The organism is Nostoc sp. (genome assembly GCF_036917415.1).
Lineage (GTDB): Bacteria > Cyanobacteriota > Cyanobacteriia > Cyanobacteriales > Nostocaceae > Nostoc.
The window spans coordinates 1-16533 of sequence record NZ_JBALDJ010000096.1 but is presented as its reverse complement, the minus strand read 5'-3'; the positions used below and the strand labels follow the sequence as shown (position 1 = coordinate 16533).

19 protein-coding genes are annotated in these 16533 nt (G+C 39.7%); 8 read left to right on the top strand and 11 right to left on the bottom strand.

The features are described from left to right. Positions 1 to 289: 289 nt before the first annotated feature. Positions 290 to 988, top strand: coding sequence for an urea ABC transporter ATP-binding subunit UrtE (gene urtE / locus V7K41_RS21040; RefSeq protein ID WP_322732749.1), 699 nt, complete (start codon positions 290 to 292; stop codon positions 986 to 988). On the opposite strand, the gene V7K41_RS21035 is transcribed toward urtE, so the two are convergent. The 3 genes from V7K41_RS21035 to V7K41_RS21025 form a co-directional block, all read right to left on the bottom strand. Then, complete coding sequence (locus tag V7K41_RS21035; RefSeq protein WP_334851305.1) at positions 951 to 1691, bottom strand: hypothetical protein; 741 nt, start codon at positions 1689 to 1691, stop codon at positions 951 to 953. The genes urtE and V7K41_RS21035 overlap by 38 nt on opposite strands. A gap of 8 nt (positions 1692 to 1699) precedes the next feature. After that, positions 1700 to 2500 (bottom strand): cytochrome P450, encoded by an 801-nt coding sequence (locus tag V7K41_RS21030; protein WP_334851303.1) that lies wholly within the window; start codon positions 2498 to 2500, stop codon positions 1700 to 1702. Between the two features lie 117 nt (positions 2501 to 2617). Continuing rightward, positions 2618 to 3100: a cytochrome P450 gene (locus tag V7K41_RS21025; RefSeq protein WP_334851302.1), complete on the bottom strand. Its 483-nt coding sequence runs from the start codon at positions 3098 to 3100 to the stop codon at positions 2618 to 2620. Between the two features lie 160 nt (positions 3101 to 3260). Between V7K41_RS21025 and V7K41_RS21020 the strand changes: the two genes are divergently transcribed. Together V7K41_RS21020 and V7K41_RS21015 are read left to right on the top strand one after the other, a co-directional pair. Further along, positions 3261 to 3866 carry a DedA family protein gene (locus V7K41_RS21020; protein ID WP_334851301.1) on the top strand — a complete coding sequence of 202 codons (606 nt, stop codon included), beginning with the start codon at positions 3261 to 3263 and terminating at the stop codon, positions 3864 to 3866. A gap of 77 nt (positions 3867 to 3943) precedes the next feature. Next, complete coding sequence (locus V7K41_RS21015) at positions 3944 to 4477, top strand: hypothetical protein (RefSeq protein WP_334851299.1); 534 nt, start codon at positions 3944 to 3946, stop codon at positions 4475 to 4477. Between the two features lie 170 nt (positions 4478 to 4647). On the opposite strand, the gene V7K41_RS21010 is transcribed toward V7K41_RS21015, so the two are convergent. Both V7K41_RS21010 and V7K41_RS21005 read right to left on the bottom strand, forming a co-directional pair. Next, positions 4648 to 5256, bottom strand: coding sequence for a hypothetical protein (locus tag V7K41_RS21010; protein WP_334851297.1), 609 nt, complete (start codon positions 5254 to 5256; stop codon positions 4648 to 4650). A 176-nt stretch (positions 5257 to 5432) separates the two neighbouring features. Continuing rightward, on the bottom strand, positions 5433 to 6020 hold the full coding sequence (locus tag V7K41_RS21005) for a thylakoid membrane photosystem I accumulation factor (RefSeq protein WP_334851295.1): 588 nt from the start codon (positions 6018 to 6020) through the stop codon (positions 5433 to 5435). Positions 6021 to 6381: 361 nt separating this feature from the next. Here V7K41_RS21005 and V7K41_RS21000 point away from each other — a divergent pair, with 361 nt between their 5' ends. From V7K41_RS21000 to V7K41_RS20980, 5 genes are all read left to right on the top strand, one after another. Then, positions 6382 to 7719, top strand: a complete 1338-nt coding sequence (locus V7K41_RS21000) for a Mur ligase family protein (RefSeq protein ID WP_334851293.1) — start codon at positions 6382 to 6384, stop codon at positions 7717 to 7719. A gap of 63 nt (positions 7720 to 7782) precedes the next feature. Then, positions 7783 to 8601, top strand: a complete 819-nt coding sequence (locus tag V7K41_RS20995; protein ID WP_334851291.1) for a type 1 glutamine amidotransferase — start codon at positions 7783 to 7785, stop codon at positions 8599 to 8601. 85 nt (positions 8602 to 8686) lie between these two features. Then, positions 8687 to 9310 (top strand): Uma2 family endonuclease, encoded by a 624-nt coding sequence (locus V7K41_RS20990; protein WP_334851289.1) that lies wholly within the window; start codon positions 8687 to 8689, stop codon positions 9308 to 9310. A gap of 157 nt (positions 9311 to 9467) precedes the next feature. Next, a complete protein-coding gene (locus V7K41_RS20985) occupies positions 9468 to 10010 on the top strand; it encodes a hypothetical protein (protein WP_334851288.1) in 543 nt (180 codons plus the stop codon). Positions 10011 to 10112: 102 nt separating this feature from the next. After that, positions 10113 to 10925 (top strand): leucine-rich repeat protein, encoded by an 813-nt coding sequence (locus V7K41_RS20980; RefSeq protein ID WP_334851518.1) that lies wholly within the window; start codon positions 10113 to 10115, stop codon positions 10923 to 10925. Positions 10926 to 11269: 344 nt separating this feature from the next. Here V7K41_RS20980 and V7K41_RS20975 read toward each other — a convergent pair whose 3' ends face one another. From V7K41_RS20975 to V7K41_RS20950, 6 genes are all read right to left on the bottom strand, one after another. After that, entirely contained in the window at positions 11270 to 11875 is a 606-nt protein-coding gene (locus V7K41_RS20975) for a Uma2 family endonuclease (RefSeq protein ID WP_334851285.1), read from the bottom strand. A gap of 206 nt (positions 11876 to 12081) precedes the next feature. Then, positions 12082 to 13695, bottom strand: coding sequence for an NAD(P)H-quinone oxidoreductase subunit 4 (locus V7K41_RS20970; protein ID WP_334851516.1), 1614 nt, complete (start codon positions 13693 to 13695; stop codon positions 12082 to 12084). 603 nt (positions 13696 to 14298) lie between these two features. After that, positions 14299 to 14463: a hypothetical protein gene (locus V7K41_RS20965; protein WP_334851283.1), complete on the bottom strand. Its 165-nt coding sequence runs from the start codon at positions 14461 to 14463 to the stop codon at positions 14299 to 14301. 251 nt (positions 14464 to 14714) lie between these two features. Continuing rightward, the gene (locus V7K41_RS20960) at positions 14715 to 14951 is read right to left on the bottom strand and encodes a hypothetical protein (RefSeq protein ID WP_334851281.1); all 237 of its coding nucleotides are present in this window, start codon (positions 14949 to 14951) and stop codon (positions 14715 to 14717) included. Positions 14952 to 15132: 181 nt separating this feature from the next. After that, positions 15133 to 15552, bottom strand: a complete 420-nt coding sequence (locus V7K41_RS20955) for an endonuclease domain-containing protein (protein WP_334851279.1) — start codon at positions 15550 to 15552, stop codon at positions 15133 to 15135. A gap of 214 nt (positions 15553 to 15766) precedes the next feature. Then, positions 15767 to 16171: a hypothetical protein gene (locus V7K41_RS20950; protein ID WP_334851278.1), complete on the bottom strand. Its 405-nt coding sequence runs from the start codon at positions 16169 to 16171 to the stop codon at positions 15767 to 15769. Between the last annotated feature and the right edge of the window lie 362 nt (positions 16172 to 16533).

Sequence of the window (16533 nt, the reverse complement as noted above, 5' to 3'; positions counted from 1 at the left end):
TTCAGCATCGACCAGAATTTTGCACAAAGATAGACGTAGGTTGGGTTGAGGAACGAAACCCAACACCCAAAGACCTTAGAAAAGTTGAGTTTCACTTTGTTCAACCCAACCTACATTTATTTTTCTTTCCCCAAAGTGATAGAAGAGGGTTAGTTGCATTCGCAATCAGGTATCATAAGGGATTAACCAGACTCTTAATAAACTGTGGTTAACTGTGGTTAATTATTTCTTAATAGAGCATCGCCAGTTAGAGACTTGATATCAAAGCTAAATAGTTAAAAATTATTTTATGCTAAAAATTTCTAATCTTAACGTTTATTACGGCGAAAGCCATATTCTCCGCAATGTAGATTTGAGCGTACCATCTGGGCAAATGGTTTGCCTAATTGGACGCAATGGTGTTGGAAAAACTACCCTACTAAAAACTATCATGGGTTTACTCAAACCCCGCAGCGGTACTATTAATTTAGCTGAAGAATTAATCAACTCTAAATCCCCAGACCAAAGGGCAAAGTTGGGAATTGGTTATGTCCCCCAAGGACGAGAGATTATCCCTCGGTTGACAGTTAAAGAAAATCTATTGCTGGGGTTGGAAGCTAGACGCAAACCAGTAAAAAAAGCAGAAATTTCAGAGGAAGTTTTTAGTTTATTTCCGGTGTTAAAAACCATGCTTTCGCGGATGGGTGGTGATTTAAGTGGAGGACAGCAGCAACAATTAGCGATCGCACGTGCTTTAATGGGAGAACCTCAATTACTTGTTTTAGATGAACCCACCGAAGGTATTCAACCCTCCATCATCCTAGAAATTGAAGCCGCAGTCCGTCGCATCGTCGAAACCACAGGCATTTCGGTGTTATTAGTAGAGCAACATTTACACTTTGTCCGTCAGGCTGATTATTATTACGCCATGCAAAAAGGTGGTATTGTCGCCTCCGGTTCCACAGCCGAACTTAGCCAAGATGTGATTCAGCGCTTTTTAGCTGTTTAATTTTTGATATTTCTATATCAATTGTGTCGGTAGCAATCAAGTCTGCTGCCTCTTGTAAAAGCTCATTTTGTTCCTTTTGAATCGCTTCTAAGCGACTAGAAATTTCTGCTAATCGTTGTTGTTTATTTGGTTGAAAATTTTCAGGTAGTAAAGCTGGTAGGTTATCAGCTTTTTTAGCACCTGTGATTCTTTGAACAGCAAAATTTCCAACTTTAGTTAAGGATAGAAAGCTAACTTGAAACAAAGCCAGAAGCAATTTTAACGGAACTTGGAGTATTGACCAACTAGCAGTTTCAATTAAGCGGACAATTGCTTTGATGATGCTCCAAAGTAGAGCAAGTGCAAACAGCAAAATTACTACACTAATAATTGGGTGATTAGCTCCCCAACCTAGTATTTGAACTAACCGAAAAAATATTGGGTGTTGTGTTAACCAATCACTTACAGAAGATGCGATTGTATCTTTAACTGCTCCCGATGTTGTACTTTTAAATTGCTCTGCTGTTTGCCAAGTTTGCTCTAAACTTGTTGTAACTGTATCAATTGCTCTATCAGTTGTGGTAGTGGCTGTTGTTTTTAAAGACTCACCAGCTTGTTGTGCTGAGTTACTTAGAGAGTTAACGCTTCCGCCCACAAAATCTTTCACATTTTGCCAGCGTTGTAAAACTCCATTAGGTAAATGTACGTCTATTTGAGATGCCATAAAACATTTCACCGAGGTTGAAATCTAACCCGCAACCCATCTTTCGGGCGATTAGTGGGAACCACAACTTCCTCTAAACTTTGATTGGGTAATATCTCCCAATGATAACTACGGAGAAGATGAGCAGCAACAATCTTCATTTCCATTTTGGCAAAGGCTAGGCCAATACAGATGCGTGGCCCACCGCCAAAACCAACTAAACTAAAAGGGTATTTTTTGTTTTCTTGGCGTTGGGGACTGAAACGGTCTGGCTCAAACAGGTCTGGTTCAGAATAAATTTCTTCAATTCGGTGAGTAACTCCAATTGAATAGTATAACTGCCAACCAGCAGGAACGTGATAACCTTTAAATTCAAAGTCTTTAATTACGCCACGAAACCCGCCTCCGACAGGTTGATGCAATCTTTCAACTTCCCACAAAACCTGCTCTAAATAGGGCATTTTCCCTAATTGTTCTAAATCCAAATTACCTTTACTTGCAAGTTGCAATTGTTCAACTCTTGCTTTTTCGAGTACTTCTGGATGACGGGCTAACTCTACACACAACCAGGTTAGCATCGAAGTAGTAGTTTCATGTCCAGCAAATAGTAATAGTAACGCCTGAGCGATGAGTTCTTTTTCACTCATCCGGTTCCCTTCTTCATCTTGGGCTTGCACTAATAAACTCAGAGCATCTTTTGTTGGATTTTGCTGACGTTCTCTGACAACTTGAGTTAGATGCTCTAAAATCTGATTACGAGCAGCTATAGCTTTACCAAATGTTGTAAATGGTAAGGGCAATGGATTAATCGCAAACAATCCATTTGTCATGGCTGCAAACAACTTGCTAAAACGCACACATTCAGGGCCAGGACGGGTATCCAGCAGTAATTGACTGGCAATATCAAATGTCAGTTGTTTAAATTCTTGAAACCAAGTAAATTCCTGCTACTTCTCCCACTTTTGCAAATAACTACGTGTAATATCTTCTATTGTGGAGACATAATTCGCCAATGCTGGGCCATGCAATGCTGGCATCATCAAGCGACGGTTTCTGCGGTGTTCTTCTCCATCTTGCAGAAAAAGTGATTCACCCAGTAATGTCTTGAAATTATCAGGCCATCCCTCGCGCCAAGAAAAATTCTCCATTTGACTTGACAAAACCAACTCTAATGCTTCCGGCCCGACCATCACTACAGTCGGTCTGCCAAGAAGATGAGTTTTGAAGATGGTCCCGTACTGGCGATAGCGCTTTTTAGCGAAATCGCGGTCGAAAACAAAGGATAGTGTTTCACCTAATACAGGTATACCAAAGCTTCCAGGAGGAATTTGATCGCTTTTCATATATCTAAGGGTAGCTATGAAAAAGTTAACACGATATTCCAACTCTGCTGCGATCGCAGCATCCCAAAATATTCTTAGTACTTTCAAATATCTTTATCTCTTGCACCAATAACCCAAAACCTGTCATCTGTCATTATACTTTCCAAGATTACATAATAACTTTACATAAATTTAATATTACTTTTTATTCAATAAAATTGCTGAACGTTAAGATGTTGTGGATCTATTGTTGAAAAGTAAAAATTCTATGCATTTGGATTTACCACAACTGATTAAATCACTCGGCTATTTTGGGGTCTGGGCGATTGTCTTTGCTGAATCTGGCTTATTAATTGGTTTTTTTCTGCCTGGGGATAGCTTATTGTTCACCGCAGGATTTGTTGCATCTCAGAATTTATTGAACATTTGGGTTTTGATTTTTGGTGCTTTTATTTGTGCAGTCTTAGGTGACAATGTTGGCTATTTTACTGGACATAAATTTGGTAGAAGACTTTTTCAAAAGGAAGATTCATGGTTGTTTCATAAAAAGCATCTTATTAAAACCCAAAACTTTTATCAACAGCACGGTAAAAAAACGATTGTTTTAGCACGCTTTTTACCCATTGTACGGACTTTCGCGCCCATCGTGGCTGGGATTGGTGCAATGCATTATCGCACATTTATGTCTTACAACTTAATTGGTGGCTTTCTTTGGACATTCGGTATCACCATGTTAGGGTTTTTCTTAGGAAAATCTTTACCACCTGAACAGGTTGATAAGTATTTGTTACCGATTATTGTATTAATTATAGTTATTTCTTTAGTGCCATCGATTATTCATCTAATACAAGAAAATAGATCAAAGGAAAGTTGAAATATTTTTCGTAATTTATGGGAATTGCTAATTTTGAATTCGGAGCGTTCGCTCTTGGCGTCTCGCAAAAAAGCAACATGACTTCCTTAAATATCAACCTCTACCTATTTCTAGAAAATCTCCTCTTTTTCCTTATTGCCACACTTTTCATTGTGGTTGTGAACTGGGGATGGAAAAACGCAAAGCCTTATACTCTACCTTTACCATTTCCCGGTTGGTATAAAATCTGGTTTGGCTCGGTGCAACTGCTTGCAGTAGTGCCACCATTAGTGGTCATGTTATTGTGGGGTGTATGGTGGGGCGATCGCACGGTCTTAACTGTGCTTGCTTGGTATTTTATCGTCTTAGGGTTGCAAATCATCTCTGAAAAAGTGACGCTTAGGCAGTTGCAAAATGTCGTCTGGGTGATGGTTCCTTATATATATCTCCCTTACCGTTTCTGGCAATTGTATGAGGGTTTGACACTTTTGGATTCTACAAGCGAGTTGCAGTGGGTACGATATTTATTGATTTTTGAATTGGTGATGTGGATTGTTAACTACGCCATAGATGTATCTCAATTGCCGCGGCTGTTTCGTTGGGAAGTACAATCAAACTCTGACGCTAGCTAGGGATTAATCGCAGAATTAGCCATTATTACCGCTATTGCTGGAAGAACATATTCCACTTCTACTTGAGAGTGTAGCACGAGATACGAAGCGTCTTTGCTTCAATTCTACGTTTTTAAATGTCGGTTCCTCCTGCCTTCTGCCTCCTGCCTCCTGCCTCCTGCCTCCTGAAGTCAACCAATAGGGCGATTTCCAGGATTGACTGCATGAATATATTCACTACCCGATCGCGGTCTTCCTCGTTTATAATAAGCTTCTTCTGGTTTACCCCATCCTAGCTGCAAAATCATTTCCAAAAAGCTAGAATTTTCCCACTTGCACAAACTTGCCCACTCTGTTCTTTGAACAATCCTTTCGACATCAGATGTGACAATTTGTTGGTGTTGTTTACTATTATTAAAACTCAAGTATAAATCCATCGCCACAGTGACTTCACACCAAAATTTGACAATGGAATTCTTAGCAGCTTTTAATATCTCTAAGTCACTAACGAGGGCAATTAACTCAGTATCTATTTCGGGATAGTGTAAGCTTTTTCCTTTAACTGTCATTTCCCGCCAGATAATACCAGAAACTCGATTTTCTCTCTGATACTCGTGAATTGCAGTTTTGAAATCTTGATAGGCAGTGAATTGTTGCAGCCCATCAGTTCTGATAAACTGGTCAATTACAGGATTGCCAGAGACTGTTATTTCTAATTTTAGACGTTTTCCTTTGAGGCAAGCTTGGCGTTCGGCTGCCAAAATTTGAATTAGCTCTTGGGTGGTGTAAACCTTTGACATCAGAATACACTCTAGTTAATTATTGGGCATTGGGCATTGATTACGGACTATAGACTATGGATTAATTTCCTCAATTGTTAATACAGATATTTCAATATTATGCTTTGACATCGGCGGCAATGTAGTAACAGATATCACTAAAAATTAGGGCAGACCAATTTGGTCTACCCCATAAGTTATTTAGCTAACTCACTACTAAACTCATTGAAGGCTCGCCGCTTTAGCTGTGCTGTTTCAGTGCGTGGTAATAAATCAAAGATTTTACGAAATTGATCGTCTATTTCTTCAAAAGCTACTTGACCCTTTTTATTCAAAACTACTTCACCTGATTTATTTAACACCACTACTTGCGGAACACTCCCAGCATAGTAATATCCTGGTTCTGTTGGGTCGTAGGTCTCTTTCGGCGGGATAGTATCTACATTAATCGGCATAATCTCTGCTACCCGACCATAAAATTCCTGTACTCGTGAAATGGAAATGGCATATCTTTTGGAATCGCTGCTATCATCCAGATAAAAAGCCAAAAATACGGGTTTATGTTCCGCTAAAGTTTGTGCCAGTGTCTGCCTGGGAGGAACTAATGAACCATTGCCTGCATAAACGACAAAGATGTTGCCATCATATAAATCATTATTAAGACCAGCAGATGCAGGTTGCATACTTATAATGAAAAGACTTGCAAGCAACAACAGGCATTTGGACAACCACCTTTGCCAGCCAGTAATTTGTTTATGTAAAAAAAGAAACTTTGTGCTATTCATCAAAAGGAACCTTGCAAGCTACTACTTGTTGTGAGTTTGTGCTTAATTTGGCAACCGAGGCTAGATATGTAATTACGCCCACGCACTATTTTTTAAGATAACGCTTACTGAGATTATCTCTCGCAAGTGGCTGGTATCGCTACGCGCAAGTCAAAACAGAGGTAAAGTAGCGCAACCGTAAGGCTCAAGAATCTAAAATTGTTTAACTGAGCGAATGCGAACAGCGTCTCAAAGAGAAGTCGAAATCCAAAATCTAAAATTCAAAATTGCGATGACTGGCTTTTTCAGCCAGGATTCGCTAAACTCACAAGATTAAATTTGCACTTTTAATTAGCAACCGCCAGAAGACTAGGGTACAGATGTGGGAAACAAAATACAATTCATAGATAGACTGCGATTGGGTTTCGCGGTGTCAGTGGCAAAAAGTGTGACGTTTATTGTGCGATCGCTCCGTCTGGGTGCTGCTAGTGTATTACCAGGCTCGATTGCTCGTCGCATAGAACCCCGCCTTTTACAATTATTGAGTCAGCAAGTTAAAAATGGGGTGATTTTAATTGCTGGTACTAATGGCAAAACCACTACAGCGCTGCTTTTATGCACGATACTAGAACGCAAGGGTTTTCGCATCACTCATAATTCTACAGGTGCAAATCTGGAAAATGGTTTGATGACGGCGCTGTTGGAAAGCACCAACCTGTTAGGGACGCTAAATACTGATTACGCCATTTTGGAAGTTGATGAAAATATTGTACCAAGAGTATTAACGCCACTCCAGCCGCGAATTATTCTCTGTTTAAACTTGTTCCGCGACCAACTCGATAGGTACGGGGAAGTAGACACAATTAGTAAGCGTTGGACAAAAGTTATTTCTACACTACCAGCAGAAACGGTAGTAATTCCCAATGCTGATGACCCAACTTTATCTAACCTCGGTCAGCAGTTACCTCAACGGGTGTTATTCTTTGGCTTGAATGAACCAAAACATTATCTAGAAGCTATTCCTCACGCTGTTGATTCTATCTATTGTCCCAGATGTGGGCATTCTCTAGATTACAAGGGTGTTTATTTGTCTCATTTGGGAGATTTTACTTGTCCCAAGTGTGGTTTTAGTAAAAGTAAACCGACTCTGGAAAGTAATGAATGGTCGCAAATACTAGTTGGTTTGTACAATAAATATAATACTTTAGCGGCTGCTACTGCGGCTATTGATTTAGGAGTTGATGAAGCAACAATCAGAGCTACTATTAACAATTTTCAAGCTGCTTTTGGTCGGGCTGAAGATTTAGTAATTAACGGTAAACGGGTACGGATATTGTTATCAAAAAATCCTGTGGGAACGAATGAAACCATTCGTGTAGTTACTCAAAGCACAGATAAAACCACCCTGCTAGTATTGAACGATCGCACGCCCGATGGCACTGATGTATCCTGGATTTGGGACGTAGATACCGAGAAATTAGTCGAACGCGGCGGGACTTTAATCGTGAGTGGCGATCGCGTCTACGATATGGCGCTACGTCTACGTTACAGCCAAAAGTCCCCTGAAAGTAACTTAAATTTGATTGTGGAAGAAGATTTGCGACAAGCGATCGCTACTGCATTAGAACATACACCAGAGAATGAAACTTTGCATATTCTACCTACCTACTCAGCCATGCTAGAAGTGCGAGAAGTTCTGACTGGTCGGAAAATTCTTTAAATTTGTCATTTGTCATTTGTCATTTGTCATTTGCGATCGTCCCATTCCCTATTCCCTAAATTTATGACTTCTCAAAATTTAGAATTAACAATTGGTTGGCTTTATCCAACGCTGATGAGTACTTATGGCGATCGCGGTAATGTCATTACTATAGAACGTCGCGCTCAATGGCGGGGATACGATGTTAAAGTATTACCCCTAGATCAAAATTCCACAGCCGCAGATATTAAAACTGTCGATGTAATCGTTGGTGGTGGCGCACAAGACCGCCAGCAAGAGATTGTCATGCGTGATTTGCAAGGTGCGAAAGCTGATGCAATGCGGGACAAAATCGAAAATGGAACGCCAGGAGTATTTACTTGTGGTTCACCCCAATTACTGGGACATTATTATGAACCAGGCTTAGGACAACGAATTGATGGTTTGGGAATACTCGATTTAGTTTCTGTGCATCCTGGTGAAAATACTAAGCGCTGTATTGGTAACTTGGTAATTGAAGTGACAGCTTCCCGTCTGGCGCGAGATTTAAAAGAGATGACAGGTAGCACACCATATTTGGTAGGCTTTGAAAATCATGGTGGACGCACCAAATTGGGGAAAGTGGAAGCTTTGGGGCGAGTGGTGTGCGGCTTAGGAAATAATGGTGAAGATGGGACAGAAGGAGCATTTTATCAGAATGCGATCGCTACTTATTCCCACGGTCCTTTGTTACCAAAAAATCCCTTTGTTGCCGATTGGTTAATTCAAACAGCGTTGCGGCTAAAGTATCAGCAGGAAATTACCTTAACACCTTTTGACGACAGCCTGGCTGCACAAGCACGACAAGCGATGTTTAAGCGATTGAAAGTCAGTTTACCAAGTGCTGCGGCGGCGAAAGTTTAACCTCAGTTCGCTGATTAAGCCTCTCTCCGTTTCGGGGACAGGTTTGGAGAGGGGTCAAATTTGACATAAAGCAAGAGGGCAAAGTATGATTCAAGCCTTAACCAAACAAGTAACATTTGATGAATTTATCGCCTGGTATCCCGAATCTTCAGACAGGCATTATGAACTACATGATGGGGTAATTGTTGAAATGCCTAAGCCAACAGGGAAGCACTCAGAGATAGCCGGGTTCATCAATGGTTCTTTGTTTATTGAAATCACCCGTTTGTCCATTCCTTGCTTTATCCCGAAAGAATGCGTCATCAAATCAGTTAACACTGATTCAGGTTATGAACCAGATGTAATCGTTCTTGATAGACAAGCTGTTATAGATGAACCTCGTTGGAAAAAAGAATCTATCATTACGCGGGGTAGTTCCGTCAAGTTGGTTGTAGAAGTTGTTTCAACTAACTGGAGTGATGATTATGCTTTGAAGCTAGAAGATTACGAGTCTTTGGGTATTCCTGAATATTGGATTGTAGACTATCTAGGTTTAGGTGGTAGGCGCTTTATTGGCAATCCTAAACAACCAACTATCTCGATTTACCAATTAATTGAAGGTGAGTATCAAGTTAGGCAATTTAGAGGAAATGATCGTATTCAATCACCAGCGTTCCCAGAGTTGAATTTAACTGCTGAACAGATTTTTCGGGCTGGAGAATTTTCTTAACTTACCATACACCACCAATCTTCTGCGTAGGCGTAGCCCGCCGCAGGCATCGCTACTTATTCCCACTAATTTCTGGCATAGATTATACTGGCAAAAAATCACCAAAATATTTCAACCCAGTTACGATAAAAGTCTTTCATCTACCAGGAAAAAATTTATGCGAAATTGGCCATCTTGGATTCCTACTCCCCGGTTTTGGGTAAATGCGATCGCCCTCATCCTCTTAATGATTGGTTTACAGTATGCGATCGTCTATCTTTGGGTAATTCTTTCCATCTTAACTCACTTGCTACCTCAGCCTATTCTTGTCAAGTTAGTGTATTTATTTAGTTTACTAGCCCAACTTTTTCCGATTGTACTAGTGGCATTTGTTCACCATTGGCTGCATCGATTTTTAGATAGCTTCTTTCCTGAGAGCCGACTACCAGAAACAGAGCTAGCAACAGGAGTTTTTCCTAGTTTTATAAGTTGGTGGGCAGGCTTGTATGGCTGGTCGGTCAATATTCTCTCGTCAGTAATAGCATTTGGTCTTGTAATGCTTTTCTCGCCATCTCCTGACTTATTGACTTTGTTCACTTTATTTAAGACTCAAGCGCAATCTTTGCTGATAGTCCCAACTATAATTCGAGTGATTATTGCCGCTTATCTTTATCAATTCCAGTATTTAGTGCATCAGCGTTTGATAGCAGCAGTTAGATAGTATAGCAATCCTATTTGATTTGTAAAAATCGTCAGCCTCAGCTCCCCGACTTCTTTAATAAGTTGGGTATCTTGTTGTTAGCAAATGATTTAGGATTGCTATATACTTTTACAAAACGTATTCTCAATTATCACCTGCGATCGCCTGCAACAACTAACCTCCCTGGATTTAAGCGGCAACCAAATTACGACCTTGCCAGAAGCAGTCAGCTACCTGCAACAACTCATCTCCCTAGACGTAAGGAGCAACAAATTAAAGACGCTGCCAGAAGCAGTCAGCCACCTTCAACAACTCACCTCCCTAGATTTAAGCAGTAACCAAATCACGACTCTACCAGAAACGATCGCCCGCCTGCAAAAACTCACTTTCCTAAATTTAAGCGACAACCAATTAACGATGTTGCCAAAAGCGATCGCCAGCCTGCAAAAACTCACTTTCCTGAATTTAAAGGGCAACCCTATCGAAAAGCCACCGCCAGAAATTGTTGCAAAAGGTATTGAAGCAATTAAAGACTATTTCCGACAACTGGAAGTAGAAGGCACAGATTATCTGTGTGAAGCAAAGTTATTAATTGTTGGCGAAGGAGGAGCAGGGAAGACAACACTGGTTAAGAAGATAGAAGACCAAAATTATCAACTCCGAGAGGAAGACTCTACGAAGGGAATTGAGGTGATCCAGTGGCGTTTCCTAATGGAAAATGGGCGAGAATTTCGAGTCAACATTTGGGACTTTGGAGGGCAAGAGATTTACCATGCTACTCACCAGTTTTTCCTCACTAAGCGTTCCCTTTATCTCTTAGTGGTAGACACCCGCAAGGAAGACACAGATTTTGATTACTGGCTGAATGTAGTGGAACTGTTGAGCGATAACAGTCCGCTACTAATCATCAAAAATGAGAAGCAAAACCGCCACTGAGAGATTAACGAACTTCAGTTACGGGGGCAATTTACTAACTTTTTCCTGTAGTTGTATAGTTAGTTGAAAGTATTTGATTAGTCAAATCAAAATTCATCGTATTTCCATATACTATTTGATATGGAGTTTGTCTATCGCCAACTAAAAATTATGATATTTTGTCAGGATTCAGATTGGAGTCTGCTGGAATATCCTGACCATACCAATTGTTAACTATCAAAGTTTGCCAATGAGATGTAGAGACGCGATAAATCGCTTTTTGGAAGGACTAGCAAAACCTTCGGATAAATACTGTTATTGTACTTATGCTAGTCTTTTTCAGTACTGTAAAACTAGCCTATTTCCTACCAAATCTGACTTAAATCCAAAACAAACCCAGGTAATAACGATTCATCATAAAGTGTCTTAGGGTTATCTAATTTCTTAACCGCAATATTAGGACGATAAATAAAAACTTGGCGTTGTTTTCTATCAATTAACCAACCAAGTTGTGTGCCATTATCAATATACTCTTGCATCTTGTCTTGCAAAATTCGCAAGTTGTCGCTCTCAGAACGCAATTCAATCACAAACTCAGGACAAATCGGTGCAAATTTTTTTCGCAGTTCCAATGGTATGTCTTCCCAGCGATCGCGTTTTATCCACGCTGCATCGGGCGAGCGCACTGCACCATTAGGCAAAGTAAACCCACCACTGGAACCAAAGCCTACACCTGTACCATCTTGCTTTGTCCAAATACCCAACTGAACAATAATGTCAAAGTTATGTTGATCGGTTTCGGAACCAGTAGGTGGCATAATCATTAATTCTCCCACAGCATTGCGTTCGATACGAAAGTCGGGGTTTAACTGACAAAACTCGTAAAATTGATCTTCGGTTAATGCGATCGCAGGTTGCAATTGCAAGACCATTGGTATAATTTCTGTGACTACAGGTAAGTTGGTGGTCATAATTGCTGTTTAGCTACTTCATTCACTTGCCTTCACTATAATCTCTTCACGCTCTAGGCGCTTGCGAATGCGTCTACATGAATTGCCCTTACCTAAAAATCTATTTCAACTCAATAATGCCAAAATTTTAGGGGTGGTTTCATAACCACCCCTTTATTCTCCTAATATTTAGAATTTACTTGCAGACCCCTTAATGGGAAGTTAATTTACTCAGAAATGTTAATCGAACTTTCAACTTGAGAAGTAGCCAATGTTGGTGTAGAGAAAATACGCGAGTACAGACTTAATGGTTGTTGATGAGCAACAACTGGTAGAACTTGACGAGCATGGGCGGCTAATTCTACTGCTTTCACATCATAAGTCTGCGTTGCCAACTTGGGATAAAACCCGATTCCGATGATTGGTAATAGCAAACAAGCGGTAATAAATATTTCGCGGGGTTTGACATCAGATATTACAGCATCCAAGTGCAACTCTTTACTTTGCTCCCCATAGAACACTTGACGCAGCATCGACAGTAAATAAATCGGTGTCAAAATCACGCCAACTGCTGACAGCAGCACGACTACAACTTTGAAGCTGGAACTGTAAACATCACTGCTGGCGATACCCAGAAACACCATCAACTCACCCACAAAACCACTCATTCCGGGTAAAGCAAGAGAAGCCATTGAACCAATGGTAAACAAAGCAAAGGTTTTGGGCATTACCTTAGCCATACCGCCCATTTTATCCATCATCAAGGTGTGGGTGCGATCGTAAGTCACGCCAGACAAGAAGAATAAGCTAGCAGCAATCAACCCGTGGGAAACCATCTGTAACACTGCACCACTGATACCCAGCTCTGTGTAAGAGGCAATCCCAATCAGCACAAACCCCATGTGGGCAATTGAAGAGTAAGCCAAGCGGCGTTTGAGATTGGTTTGAGCAAAGGCACAGCAAGCACCGTAGACAATATTAACCACACCCAAAACTGCTAACACTGGGGCAAAAGTCACATGGGCATTGGGCAACATTTCCACATTGAAGCGGATGAGAGCATAACCACCCATTTTTAACAATACACCAGCCAAAATCATTGAACCGGGTGCTGATGCTTCACCGTGGGCATCAGGTAGCCAAGTGTGTAAAGGGAAAATCGGCATTTTCACACCAAAGGCAATTAAGAAACCTGTATAAACCAACAATTCCAAGGTTTTGGGGTATTCTTTCATTCCTAGAGTTGCCATATCGAAAGTGACGGTATCTCCAGAGAAGACAAGTGCAAAACCGGCAATCAAGATAAATATTGATGCAGCAGCAGTGTAAAGAATGAATTTAGTAGCGGCATAACGGCGGTTTTGTCCTCCCCAGATGGAAATCAGCAGGTAAACCGGCACTAACTCGATTTCCCACATCAGAAAGAACAACAGCAAATCTTGGGCAACAAATACGCCAAGCTGGGCACTGTACATCGCTAACATCAAACCATAAAATAATCGCGGCTTGGTGTTAACTTTCCAAGCCGCGAATATTGCGAGGGTATTTATTAAGCCTGTTAGAAGCAGTAAGGGCATCGATAAACCATCAACCCCTACAGCCCAATGCAAACCCAACTGCGTTATCCAAGGATAGTTTTCTATAAGTTGGAGTCTTGAACTCTGGAAGTCGTACTCATACCAAAAGGCATAAATTATCAGTGCAAAGTCGGCGATCGCAACTCCCAGACTATACCACCGCACAGTTCTACCTTCCTTGTCTGGAATTAGGGGGATGGCTAATGTAGCCACCAAGGGTAAGAGGATTATGGCTGTTAGCCAGGGAAATTCAATAGCATTCATCACTTCTGACAATCAATTTGCCTTATCGCTTTCGATTTCATTATATTAAGGAATAAATACTTTTGTAAACATTATTTAACTTTATAATATTAAATTTTTGATATAGATAAGAACATATACTCATTGAATGTCAACTTTTCAGGATAAATAAGAATAAATACTTATTGGATTTTGACGATTCCATTCTAAATGTAAACTTTTGCAACGTCAATAAAAAACGGTGGCTTTAGCTGCCGTTACAATACAGTTACATTTCCTGCTTTCGTCGAATTGTCAGGGCTATTTAGTCTAGGCTTCTAAGTTGAGTCATAGAATTAACTCCTAAGCCTTTCCCTACTAGCGTTGGGTAGGGTGGTTTCATAAAATGAGAGAAAAATAATAATGACTTGTATAGGATGGAGAAAAATGGATAACTAACAAGTATGAATTTCATCGAATAATTGCAGCAAGTCCCAGACTATAGGCACATCCAGGGATGAAGACATAAATTATGGTTGGTATAAAAAATTAGTGAGATGGCGATCGTACAGCAATTAATATCTGAGTCTACGATGGGCTACACTTACGCACTTTGACGTAAACTTTCTCGATCTCGAAGATTTATCATACTAATTCAGTGTCTTCCACTGCCAAAAACTCATGTAATTCTTCTATAGTAAGTGAAGTATGGTAAATATTAGGTTCGATTTTATAGACTTCGATAAAAGAGGCGATCGCTTCCTTAAGTTGCTTGATTGCTGCTTCTTGATTTATCCCTTGTCCTAGCAATCCATTTTATAAGCATAAAGCAACCTAATAACCCGCACTCTTTCGCAAAACTGTTGTGTAAAAGTCTATAAATGTTTATTAGTGAGAGAATAGCTGAAGCAACAGTTAATTTTGGCAATTACTCATGATGCAAAACTAGTACGCCACGGCGTAAATAGAGCAACCATTTAAAATCCCTAAAAAGCCCATTCCATAATACTTTTGATTTTTGATTTTTGACTTCCGCCTTGCGGTACTAGCCACTTATACTTTCAAGAACCTTCTGGTATATTCAACTTGCCACATTTATTTTCTTCTTTTATTGATTGATAATATTTTAGTGCTTCATCTTTTGATAGTGCTTCTTCTTCGTCTACTTCCTCCATGAGTTTTGCTAAACCGTAATTTTCAAGAATTTCTTCAATTTTTTCAAATTCAGCGATAAAAATTTGTACGGCAATAGGTTGTTGATTTTCGTCAATAACATAATTTTTGTGAACTTCAAGCATTTTAATAATTCCTATATGTAAAAATCCATTGGTATTTACCAGTGAAAATTTTGGTGTCAGGTAATTAGATTTTAACAGTTTATCGCGATCGCATGGATTGACCTCTCCCCCAACCCCTCTCCGAAGCGGAGAGGGGAGCCAAATTTCTCCCTCTTCCTTCGTAGGGAAGGGGGTTGGGGGGTTAGGTATCTTGAGAACAAGCTGTGGAAATACGCATCAAAACTTTATCAAGTTCGTGTCTCACTTCTTCATTTTTAATTCGCAGCAAACGCAGTCCCCTAGCTGACAAAACTTTGTCCCGTTCTGCATCATATTCAGCTTGTTGTTCATGAATTTTGCCATCTACTTCTATCACTAATGCAGTTGCATGACAATAGAAATCTGCAATAAAGCCATTCATAATCTGCTGACGGCGAAAGTGTAAACCATTCAGGCGATTAGCACGAAGATGTTGCCAAAGAATTTGTTCTTCTGGTGTCATTTGCTGACGAAGTTCTTTGGCACGCTGCACTTTAACTAAGTCTACTTTGTATCCGATTACAATATTGCGAGTCCCCTCTTTTTTTAATGGATAGGGTTCTTCAGGTGTTGGATTATTCATTTATGAAGTATGAAAATAGGTGTTTATATGTGACCTCTCCCCCAGCCCCTCTCCGAAGCGGAGAGCCGGATTTCTCCCCCTTACCTTGCAGGGAAGGGGGCTGGGGGGTTAGGTCAAATATGTTGGGATGGTCTAAAGTTCCAAAGGCTTGCTACAGGCTAACAAAACTTTTGTACATATAAATTAAACTCGAAACTCCAAAATTTCTAGAAAACTAAATATCAATAGAGAATTCATCATACAAATCTAAAAAATCTTTTTCGTTAGGTTTTTTATAATATAATTTATCTCCACAAGCATCTCTATAATATAATCCTCCTTCATAGCAGCTGTACTCCAATTTATGTTTCATTAAATTTTGTAATGTTGGTAGTGTGACATCCTCTGAATAAGGACTAGAGTATGTAAATTCAACTTTTGAACCATGACTCATCTTGACTATCGCTACATACAATTGAGCCTGAAAAATTGAATTTGAACTTTTATCATAATAAGTTGTGTGGAGACTTAATAAAATTTCTGTATTTCCATCAAATTTATAATGAGGTTGAGCATCATTTACAGGCAGTTCTAAAAAAACAATGATATCTTTATCCTGTGATAAAGCTTGTTCTTTCAAAAAGAGAATTCCTTTTTCATTCTTATGTAGTGTAGTATCGTAAATCCTAATAGGTTTAGTTTTTTCTTCAAAGTATTCTTGATTTATATCTTCTGTATTGCCTTTTAACTGTAGTTCTTTTTTAGCTTCTTCTGTTTTTTGTATATTCTTTAATTCTTCAATAGTCGATAGTTGCAGAAGAATAGGTATAATATGATGGTCTTTGTTAATGCCAGCTTTTATTATTGCATCATCAATACCATAATAGTCAGAAAAACCTTAGCAAGGCAATACTTTTCGGTTAAGCCTAAAAACAGGTAAATTAAGAGTTGTACCTGAAAATCAGCAGCTAAATGCAACTCAAAAAATTTTCGTTGGTCGCA